Genomic DNA, 12,347 nt, shown 5'->3' on the forward strand with positions numbered 1-12,347 from the left:
CAGAAGCTGTAGTAACCAACAAAGGCACACCAGAAGTCCAACCTGAATTACCCGCAGCTGTTGTTACTGAAAAAGGCGAGCCTGCAGTCCAGTCAGATTTACCAGAAGCAGTCGTTACTGACAAAGGTGAAGCCGAAGTTCATCCTGCATTACCTGAAGCTGTTGTTACTGACAAAGGTGAGCCTGAAGTTCAACCAGCTTTACCAGAAGCAGTAGTAACCGACAAAGGCAAGCCTGCAATTCAGCCAGAGTTACCAGAAGCAGTAGTAAGTGATAAAGGTGAACCTGAACAGGTAGCCCCACTTCAAGAATATACTGGGAAAATCGAGCCGCTGAAATCAGAAAGTACAAAACCTTCTGAAGAAACTAACAATACAACAGAAACGAATAATGTTCAAAAAAATGCCAGTGCACTACTTAGAATGAATTTTGTTAAAGGTAATCAAGCGTTATCTGGAACTGGTTCAGCTACATTTATAGCACCTAATGTATTATTGACAGTAGCACACAATTTCATTAATAATTCTTCAGATAACAGCACGGGTGAATTTAGAGGAGAAAAGTCTAAAAATACATATGAATGGGTAACACCTGATGGACAAAAAGGTTCATTTACTTCAGAGGATATTCATTTTTATAATCAAAAAGATTATCCAAAAGGATTTATCTATGATTTAGCAGTGATTAAATTACCACAATCTTTAGAAAGAAAACATGTAAATCTAGTAGAAAATTACTCGAAAGTAAATATTCATGACAAACTAAATGTCTATGGATATCCAGGTGGGGAATATACGCACTTAAAAGATGCTACAGTTGAAATGGAACAAAAATATGCGAATAATACCTACGGTGTTCAATATCAAGGTGGAAAACCTGGTATGAGTGGTGGAGGAATATTTAATACTAACGGTGAAGTCATTGGTGTACACCAAAATGGTGCTAAGAACCGTTCAGGAGGATTAATATTATCTCCAACACAATTAGACTGGATTAGAAGTATTATAAATGGTAAAGAAATTACTCCGACATATGATGCACTAGAACGTCATAAAGATGAGAAAAAAGACGATGTTAAAGAAGAAGACGTTAATAAGAAATTAGAGCTTAGAAATATATCTTCTGTAGAACTATATTCAAAAGAAGGTGATAAGTATCGTCATGTAACTTCATTAGATTCTGCACCAAATGACCCACAAAATTACTTCATGAAAGTTAAATCAGAGAATTTTAAAGATGTGATGCTACCAGTTACAAGCATTACTAATGATAATAAAGATAATAGAGCTGTTTATAAAATAGTAGCAAGTGCAAATAATCTGATACATCATGAAAATAATAATGTATTAGAAAATTATACTTACTATTTACCAAAAACTCAGCAAAGTGAAACTGGTGTCTATACATCATTTAAAAATTTAGTAGATGCAATGAATAACACTCCTAATGGCACATTCCGTTTAGGTGCAACTATGGATGCTCGTGAACTTGAACTTCCAGATGGTCAAGAAAGTTATGTGAAAAATGAATTTCATGGAACATTAATAGGGCAAAATAATAATAAGTATTACGCTATATATAACCTGAAAAAACCACTGTTTAATGTGCTAAATAGCGCTACAGTAAAAGATCTTTCAATAAAAGATGCCAATATTTCAGCAAAAGAAGATGCTGCAACACTTGCAAAAGAAGCGAAAAATAGAACTGCAATTAGTAATGTTCATGCTGATGGAGCGATAGCTGGTGAACATGGAATAGGAGGATTAGTATCACAAGTTAATAATTCTACTATTTCTAACAGTAGCTATACAGGCAGAATAACTAATACATATAAAACAGTTGCTAGTTATCAAATCGGAGGTTTAGTAGGTAAACTTTCTGGTTCGGGAGCATTAATAGACAAGTCGATTGCGTCTATTGATATGGCGACAAATGCCAATACTGGAGACCAAGTTGTTGGTGGGATAGCTGGAGCAGTAGATAAGAGTGCACTAATTAGAAATAGTTATGCTGAAGGGAATCTAAATAATGTGCAGCGTTTTGGTAAAGTTGGTGGAGTTGTAGGTAATCTTTGGGATAGAGATTCTTCAGAAGTAAGTAACTCGGGTAACCTTACAAACGTATTAAGCGACGTTAATGTAACGAATGGTAATGCTATTGCGGGTGATAATTTTAATGGTATAAAAGTAAATGGCACATATAGCAACAAAAATAATAAAGTTGTGAACGTAGTAGCAGAAGATGATGAAATCTTAACTAAGGATTCTACTGTTCAAAGAGGAGAAGTATTAGAAGACGCACAGATTAGAGAGAAAAAAGCTGCTTTTGTATCTAAAAATACTATTAAAACAGAAGATTTTAATTTCTCTTCTAGATATGTAACTGACTATAGAAATCTTGAAAATGCCGTTTCATCAAAAGAAAAAGTATATAAAAATATAGAAAAACTATTACCGTTTTATAATAGAGAAACAATAGTTAAGTACGGAAATTTAGTAGAGTCAAGTAGTAATCTTTATAATAAAGAATTATTATCAGTTGTTCCAATGAAAGATAATGAAGTAATTAGTGATATTAACAAATACAAATCAAGTATAAATAAATTATTACTATATTACGCAGACAATACATCAGAGAAACTTAATGTAAATTATCAAAGTGATTTTTCAAATGTAGCAGAGTATAGAATAGGCGATACAGAATTAATTTACACACCGAATACATTACTTCGCAATTATAATAATATTTTAGATGAAGTATTACCAGCATTAAATAGTGTAGAATATAAATCAAAGGAAATTAGAAAAGTATTAGATGTTTCAAATGATGTTAGTTTAACAGAACTATATTTAGAAGAACAATTCAATACTACAAAAGATAATTTGAGAGATAGTTTAACGAAACTACTTACTGCGGATGCTGCAATAGTGGAAAATAACAATAAGGTAATAGATAATTATGTAATTGAGAAAATAAAAAATAATAAAGAAGCCTTACTTCTAGGATTAACATACTTAGAGCGTTGGTACAATTTTAAATATGGTGAAACAAAAGCAAAAGATTTAGTTATGTATCACTTGGATTTCTTCGGTAAATCAAATAGTTCGACGTTAGATAATGTTATCGAATTAGGTAAATCTGGATATAATAATTTACTAGCGAAAAATAATGTTATAACTTATAACGTTTTATTAGCGAAAAATTATAAAACTAATAATTTATTTGATGCTTTGGAAAAATATAGAAAAGCTTTTGTACCAGATAAAACAAATAATGAGTGGTTTAAAGAACAAACTAAAGCTTATATAGTAGAAGAAAAATCTACAATTAAAGAGGTAAGTGATAAGCAATCAATAGCTGGTAGTCCATATTCAATTGGAGTATATGATAGATTAACTAGCCCATCTTGGAAATACCCAAGTATGGTCTTGCCGCTATTAACATTACCTGAAAAATCGGTGTTTATTATAGCGAACATTTCGACTATAGGATTTGGAGCTTATGATAGATATAGAAGTAAAGAACATCCAGCAGGAACTAATTTAAATAACTATGTTGAGACAAAAGCAAAAGAAGCGGCAGCTAGATTTAGAGATCACTATGATTACTGGTATAAAATACTAGATGATAAAAATAAAGAAAAATTATATAGAAGTGTTCTAGTCTATGATGCATTTAGATTTGGAAATGATGAAGATAATAGGTTACAAGAAGCTAATTTTGAAACTAATCATCCAGCGATAAAACATTTCTTCGGCCCAGCGGGAAATAATGTTGTCCATAATTCTAATGGAGCATACGCTACAGGGGATGCATTCTATTATATGGCGTATCGTATGCTTGATAAAGATGGTGCGGTAACTTATACACACGAAATGACGCATAACTCAGATAGAGAAATTTATCTAGGAGGATATGGAAGAAGAAATGGACTTGGACCAGAGTTTTATGCTAAAGGATTGTTACAAGCTCCTGATCATCCAAATGATCCTACTATTACGATTAACTCTATATTGAAATATGAAAAATCAGAAGATCTAACTAGACTTCAGGTGAAAGATCCTACAAAACGATTTAATAATGCAGAAGATTTACAAAAATATATGCATAATATGTTTGATGTAATTTATATGCTAGAATATCTAGAAGGTAATGCAGTTGTTAAATTAGATATTTCTAAGAAAAATGAGTTGTTGAGAAGAATAGAAAATAAATTTGAAACAGATCCAGACGGAAGTAGAGTTTATGCAACCAATGTTATTCGTTATTTAAATACTAGTGAACTTAACAAATTAACCTCATTTAATAGTTTAATTGAAAATGATGTTATTACAAGAAGAGGATACGAAAATGGAAATGACAATACTTTTAAACGAAATGGATATTATACAATTAAACTATTCTCACCAATATATTCTGCTCTAAGTAATGATAAAGGAACTCCGGGTGATTTAATGGGTCGTCGTATGGCGTTTGAATTGTTAGCTGCAAAAGGATTTAAAGATGGAATGGTACCATATATTTCTAATCAATATGCGGAAGAAGCAAAAGCCAATGGTGATGTTATTACATCATATGGTAAAGTAATCGGTAATGTAACTGATGAGTTAGTACTTCAAAAAGTGTTTAATAATGAATATAAATCATGGGTTGATTTCAAAAAAGCAATGTATGAAGAACGAAAAGCTAAATTTAATAAATTAATGAGCATTAGCTTCGATAACCCAAATGGAAGTTGGTTCAGAAAAGATAGAGTGACAATAAAAAATATAGAAGATCTTCAAAGAATGATAACTACTGCTGTCAATGAAGATGCTGAGGATTATCTTGTGAATATATATCCAGAAAGAAGTAGAGTTCATAAACTTAAACAGGCAATCTTTAAAGCCTATCTTGATCAAACCGATGATTTTAGAAATTCAATTTTTGAGAATAAAAAATAGTATTTGCTATTAGGAAATAAAAAGTAAAGGTAGAGGATTACAATTGTCATTATTAAAAAAAGATAGATTTTCCATTCGGAAAATAAAGGGTATTGTTGGTTCGGTATTCTTGGGGAGTCTTTTATTTGCACCGTCAGTTGTTGGTGCATCGACTTATCATTACTTGGATTATAGTAATTTGACACAAACTGAACGTGATCAACTCAAACAAGGTAGACCTGACGAATCAAAAGAATCATATGCTTTGGTTTATGAGAAAGACGCACTACCAAATACTGGTCAATCACAATCTATTATGACTGTATTGGGTTTATTGACCATCGGTAGTCTTGTTGTAGTTATTACAAAAGATAAGAGAAATAAAAAAATAGCTACATTTTTGATTGTAGGGGCGACAGGTTTAGTTACACTATCAACTACTTCAGCACTTAATTTGAATGCTAACATCCATGAGTCTGGACGTGATGGTGTGTTGCAAATTTCTGGTTACAGATATGTTGGTTACTTGGAATTTGATGAGAGAACGGTTTCATCGGTTTCGCTAGTTGAACAATCCAAAGTTATGACAGACAAAGGCGAACCCGAAGTTACAACAGCTTTACCAGAAGCAGTTGTAACTGAAAAGGGGGAACCCGCAGTTCAGCCAGCGTTACCAGAAGCAGTCGTGACAGACAAAGGCGAACCTGAAGTTCAACCAGCCTTACCCGAAGCAGTAGTCACTGAAAAGGTTGAACCTGCAGTTCAGCCAGAATTACCAGCAGCTGTAGTCACTGAAAAGGGAGAACCTGAGGTTCAACCAGCCTTATCAGAAGCAGTTGTAACTGAAAAAGGCGAACCTGAAGTTCAACCAGCCTTACCCGAAGCTGTAGTCACAGAAAAGGTTGAACCTGCAGTTCAGCCAGAATTACCAGCAGCTGTAGTCACTGAAAAGGGAGAACCTGAGGTTCAAGCAGCCTTATCAGAAGCTGTAGTAACTGAAAAAGGCGAACCTGAGGTGCAACAAGCCCTACCCGAAGCTGTAGTAACTGAAAAGGGAGAACCTGAGGTTCAACCAGCCTTATCAGAAGCAGTTGTAACTGAAAAAGGCGAACCTGAAGTTCAACCAGCCTTACCCGAAGCAGTTGTAACTGAAAAAGGCGAACCTGAGGTGCAAGCAGCCTTACCCGAAGCTGTCGTGACCGACAAAGGCGAGCCTGAAGTACAAACAGCCTTATCAGAAGCAGTTGTAACTGAAAAAGGCGAACCTGAGGTGCAACAAGCCCTACCCGAAGCTGTAGTCACTGAAAAGGGAGAACCTGAGGTGCAAGCAACCTTATCAGAAGCAGTTGTAACTGAAAAAGGCGAACCTGAGATTCAACCAGCCTTACCCGAAGCAGTTGTAACTGAAAAAGGCGAACCCGCAGTTCAAGCTGAGTTGCCAGAATATACGTCAAAAGTTGCTCCAACTTTGACTTTAGATAAGGTTACAGAAGATGCGATGGATCGTTCAGCTAAATTGGATTACACTCTTGAAAATACAGGTAATGCTGAAATCAAGAGCATTATAGCTGAGATTAAAGATGGGGACACTGTTGTTAAGCGAGTTGATTTATCTAAAGAAAAATTGACAGACGCTATTCAAGGTTTGGATTTATTTAAAGATTATAAAATTGCAACAACAATGACTTACAACCGTGGTGAAGGTGATGAAACTTCTAAATTGGATGAAAAACCTTTACGTTTAGAGTTAAAAAAAGTTGAAATTAAAAATATCGCATCTACTAATTTAGTGAAGGTAAATGACGATGGTACTGAAACACCTAGTGATTTCATGACTGAAAAACCTTCAGATGAAGATGTGAAGAAAATGTACTTAAAAATCACTAGTCGCGATAATAAGGTAACTCGTTTAGCTGTTGACTCTATTGAAGAGGTGACAGAAGAAGGTAAAAAACTTTATAAAATCACTGCTGAAGCGCAAGATTTGATTCAACATACAGACCCAACGAAGGTTCGTAACAAGTATGTTCATTATATTGAAAAACCCCATCCTAAAGAAGATAATGTCTACTATAACTTTAAAGATTTAGTAGACGCTATGAATGTTAATAAAAACGGTACATTTAAAATTGGTGCAGATTTGAATGCAGAAAATGTACCAACGCCTAATAAAGAATATGTACCTGGGACATTTAGAGGTACATTGACCAGTGTAGAAGGTAACCAGTATTCAATTCATAACATGAAACGTCAATTATTCGGTGGTATCGAAGGTGGTTCAGTTAAAAATATTAACTTAGCAAACGTTAATATCAATATGCCTTGGATTAATGATATTTCAGCACTTGCTAAGACTGTTAAAAATGCGACAGTTGAGAATATCAAGGTTACTGGTAGCATTCTTGGAAACAATAGTATTGCTGGTATTGTTAATAAGATTGATCGTGGTGGCCTGTTAAGAAATGTAGCATTTATCGGTAAATTGCAGGCTGTTGGTGATCGTGATTGGAATTTAGCTGGTATTGCTGGTGAAATTTGGAAAGGTAACTTAGATAGAGCATATGCTGATGTAACAATCACAGGTAAACGAGCTAGAGCTGCTGGACTTGTCGCGAAATCTGATAATGGTATGGATAATTTCACTGTAGGAAAAGAGGGTTCTGTTCGTCATTCAGTTGCTAAAGGTACAATTGACATTGATAATCCAGTTGATGTTGGTGGGTTTATCAGTTCTAACTGGGTATTAGGGCAAATTGAAGATAACGTATCAATGGTGAAAGTTTCTAAAGGTGAGATCTTCTATGGTTCAAGAAATATAGATGACGAAGGTGGTTACTTCTCAGGTAATAGACTTGAAAATGATTTCGTTGTTCGTGATATGAGTACAGGAGCCTCTTCATATCAACGTTCTAAACGTGTTAAAGAAATTAGTTTAGAAGAAGCTAATAAGAAAATTACAGGGTACAATATAACAGCTAGTGGATTTGAAATTAGTGCTCTTCCTGAAGATACGCTTAACCGTATAGCACCAAAATCAGAGGAATACAAATCAACTCAAGACTACAAATCCGAACGTGATTTGGCTTATCGTAATATTGAGAAACTTCAACCATTTTATAACAAAGAATGGATTGTCAACCAAGGTAACAAACTTGCAGAAGATTCAAACTTAGCTAAGAAAGAAGTCCTTTCTGTTACGGGGATGAAGGATGGTCAATTCGTGACCGATTTATCGGATATCGATAAAATAATGATTCACTATGCAGATGGTACAAAAGAAGAAATGGGGGTCACACTCAAGGATTCTAAAGTCCAACAAGTGCGTGAATATAGCGTATCTGGTCTTGGTGATGTTGTCTATACACCGAATATGGTTGTTAAAAATCGTGATAAATTGATTGCTGATGTTAAAGCTCAATTATCAAGTGTAGAATTGATTTCACAAGAAGTCCGTTCCTTGATGGATAAACGAGATACATCTAGAGATCCTAATGCTAATTCGGATGAACGTAAGAATGGTTATATTAAAGATTTATTCTTTGAAGAAAGCTTTGCGGACGTGAAAGAAAATCTTGACAAACTAGTTAAAGCTATTGTTGAAAACGAAGACCATCAATTGAATGGTGATGAAGCTGCGATAAAAGCACTTCTCAAGAAAGTAGAAACCAATAAAGCTAAAATCATGATGGCTCTGACTTATCTCAATCGTTACTATGATATCAAATACGGTGACATGAGTATAAAAAACATCATGATGTTTAAACCTGACTTTTATGGTAAGACACCAAGTGTTATTGACAGACTCATCAACATCGGTTCGAGTGAAAAGAACTTGAAGGGTGATCGGACTCAAGATGCTTACCGTGAAATCATCTCAGGTAACACTGGTAAAGGTAATTTACGTAACTTCTTAGAATACAACATGCGTTTGTTCACTGAGGATAAAGATATTAACGATTGGTTTATCCATTCTGCTAAAAATGTTTATGTTTCAGAACCTAAGACAACAAATACAGAGTTGAAAGATAAACGTCATCGTGTGTTCGATGGTTTAGATAACAGTGTTCATGGACGTATGATTTTACCGTTGCTCAACTTGAAGAAAGCTCATATGTTCTTAATTTCAACATATAATACAATGGCTTATAGTTCATTTGAGAAATATGGTAAACATACAGAAGAAGCTAGAAATGAATTCAAAAAAGAAATTGATAAGGTTGCACATGCACAACAAACTTACCTTGACTTCTGGTCACGTTTAGCATTACCAAGTGTACGAGATAGATTGCTCAAGAGTCAAAATATGGTTCCAACACCTGTTTGGGATAATCAAACCTACAATGGTTCTCCTGTAGGTCGTCGAGGATTTGACAGTAAAGGTAACCCTGTAGCCCCAATTCGTGAATTATATGGTCCAACATGGCGACACCATGATAGAGACGGACGTATGGGCGCTATGGCTTCAATATTCACTAATCCAAATAATGATGACAAGGTCTTGTTTATGGTGACAGATATGATTAGTCCGTTTGGTATTTCAGCCTTTACACATGAAACAACACACGTCAATGACCGTATGTTATATTTTGGAGGAAATAGTCATCGTGAAGGCACCGACGTTGAAGCATATGCTCAAGGTATGTTGCAAACACCTGATAAATCTACAGGTAACGGTGAATATGGTGCTCTAGGTCTTAACATGGCCTATCATCGTGAAAATGATGGTGACCAATGGTACAATTATAATCCTGATAAGCTTCAAACTCGTGAAGACATCGATCGATATATGAAAAACTATAATGAAGCACTAATGATGCTAGATCATCTAGAAGCAGATGCAGTTCTAGAATCAGGGGTACCAGATATTAATACGAAGTGGTTCAAGAAAGTTGACAAGGCAATACGGACTATTGACAATTTGAATAAGCTCAAAGCGCCGAATCAATGGGATAAAGTTCGTGATTTGAATGAAGAAGAAAAAGCTAAAAAGTTATCAAGCATCAATGATTTAATCGATAATAATTTTATGACAAAACATGGAAATCCAGGGGATGGAATTTATCGTCCAGAGGATTTCACTCCAAACTCAGCTTACGTGAATGTCAATATGATGGCTGGTATTTACGGTGGAAATACGAGTGATGGTGCACCTGGTTCATTATCATTTAAGCATAATGCTTTCCGTATGTGGGGCTATTATGGTTATGAAAATGGCTTTATCAGTTATGTATCCAATAAATACAAAACAGAAGCAGATAAAAACAACCATGGTTTACTAAGCGATAAGCTAATAATTAATAAAGTATCGCAAGGAAACTTTAAAACCCTTGAAGAGTGGAAGAGACATTGGTACGGGGAAATTCTTGTTAAAGCTAAGAAAGGTTTTGAGGCTATCGATATTGATGGAACCCATATTAGCAACTATGATGAGTTACGCACTTTATTTGATAAAGCAGTTCGCAAAGATCTGGAGGGAATGTCAGATCCGAAAATTAAAGATCATTTCAAAAATACAGTGGACTTGAAATCCAAAGTATTCAAAGCCCTACTAAAAAATACAGATGGTTTCTTTAATAAACTGTTTAAAGAAGACATTTAAACGTTTAAAATATAAAGAGGACAGTTTTTTGCTCCCTCTGAAAAATCATCATTTGATGACTTTCAAAAAACACCTCAAAAAGGTATTGCCAAGTTGCAATACCTTTTTTTGAGGCTCTTTTGTCTTATTCCTGTTTCCATTGACTATATTATGCTACACGAAAAATCCACTCAGTTGTCTGAGTGGATTAGGTGTATTTAGACTCTTAGTCTTTATTTTCGTATGGCAAGATCAAGTTCAAGATGATTCCTGTCATGGCTGATAGGGCAGTTCCTGAAAGGGTAACTGGACCAAGTTTAAGGATAGCCCCTCCAAGTCCAAGGACCAACATAGCACTTGCGATGATTAGGTTACGCATTTGAGCGAAATCAACACGTTCTTTAATCAAGACTTTCAAACCGTTGCTGGCGATAACACCATAGAGTAGGATTGACATACCACCAAGTACAGCGTTTGGAATAGTTGAAATCAAGGCAGTGAATTTACCAAGGAAGCTAAGGGCAATTGCGATAAAGGCTGCGTTACGGATAACTGAGACAGAAGCGATACGAGTCATACCGATAACCCCTGTATTTTCTCCATAAGTTGTATTGGCTGGTCCACCAAGAAAGGCAGAAACTGAAGTTGCGATACCGTCACCAAGAAGAGTACGGTGAAGTCCTGGTTCTTTCAAGAATTGACGGCCACAGATTTGACCCAAAACAGTATGGTCACCAATATGTTCAGAAATTGTTACGATAGCGATTGGTAAGATAGCAATCGTTTCTGGACCAAAGTAAAGATTGTACTCTTTAAAGGCACCACCAGTGCTAAATGGCAAGTAGAAACCAGGAATTTCAAACCAGTTAGCTTTAAGAACTGGTGTAAAGTCAACCAAGCCAAGAGTTAGTGCGAAGAGGTAACCACCGATAATGGCAAAGAGGAAAGGAATGATTCGTAGGAAGCCTTTTCCTTTAGTATTGATAAAGGCAGCAATCAAGAAAGTAACAACCGCTACAAGAGCATTTTTCCAATTTCCGTCCGCTACAAGACCAGCGTTTGTAACAGCTGAACCTGCAAGTCCAAGACCGATAACGATGATCATAGGACCAATAATGATTGGAGGTAAGAGTTTATCAATCCATTTTGTACCTGCAAAACGAACACCAGCAGCAACAAGGACGTAGACCAAACCAGTCAAGATAACCCCTGTTTGAGCAGCGGATACATCCCCCCCCATTTCTTTCATAGCCAGTGACATAGCTGTGATAAAGGCAAATGAAGAACCTAGATAAACTGGAACTCTAAAACCAGTTGAAATCATGTAAATGAGTGTTCCAACACCTGAAGCAAAAAGGGCAACAGATACAGGCATTCCCAAAATCAATGGTACCAAGATGGTCGCACCAAACATGGCGAAAACGTGTTGGAAACTAAGGAGAATTCCTTTTCCAGCCGAAGGACGTTGGTCAACGTCTAGTAACAAATCAACAGTTGATTCTTGTTTCATATAAACCTCACTTTTGGGCATCAAAAAAGAGCCCATTATTTTACAGCAATAGGCCCTCAGAGTAAGACTTCTTTAAAGTCTAAACTTTAAAGAGTTTCAAATATTTCTGCGTCTTCGTCACCTCACGGGATGACATTAAAAACCTTTGCTTGTGATAGTATAGCAAAAATTACAAACTTTGTAAATATTTTTTTACTAAAAAGATTAAAGCGCTAACTTCTCAAAGTAACTTCCACTTGCCTGACCAAAGTGGAAATTAGTCTAAAACGGATTTTTATGGTGGAATTAAGTATGAGACGTTTGAGTTAGAAATGAGGTCTACTATGACAAAACATAA

Annotated in this window: 3 protein-coding genes; 2 read left to right on the forward strand and 1 reads right to left on the reverse strand. The window is 35.4% G+C overall.

The genetic code is table 11. The features are described 5' to 3' along the window. Together QM865_RS09005 and QM865_RS09010 are read left to right on the forward strand one after the other, a co-directional pair. Positions 1–4,943, forward strand: a 4,943-nt coding sequence (locus tag QM865_RS09005) for a ZmpA/ZmpB/ZmpC family metallo-endopeptidase (RefSeq protein ID WP_414306496.1), incomplete at its 5' end; no start/stop codon positions are given. Positions 4,944–4,986: 43 nt separating this feature from the next. Beyond that, the gene (locus QM865_RS09010) at positions 4,987–10,521 is read left to right on the forward strand and encodes a ZmpA/ZmpB/ZmpC family metallo-endopeptidase (protein WP_414306497.1); all 5,535 of its coding nucleotides are present in this window, start codon (positions 4,987–4,989) and stop codon (positions 10,519–10,521) included. A gap of 205 nt (positions 10,522–10,726) precedes the next feature. On the opposite strand, the gene QM865_RS09015 is transcribed toward QM865_RS09010, so the two are convergent. Then, positions 10,727–12,010 carry a uracil-xanthine permease family protein gene (locus QM865_RS09015; RefSeq protein WP_004256659.1) on the reverse strand — a complete coding sequence of 428 codons (1,284 nt, stop codon included), beginning with the start codon at positions 12,008–12,010 and terminating at the stop codon, positions 10,727–10,729. Positions 12,011–12,347: the final 337 nt, after the last annotated feature.

This window comes from Streptococcus mitis, assembly GCF_047462815.1.
GTDB classification, from domain to species: domain Bacteria; phylum Bacillota; class Bacilli; order Lactobacillales; family Streptococcaceae; genus Streptococcus; species Streptococcus mitis_DO.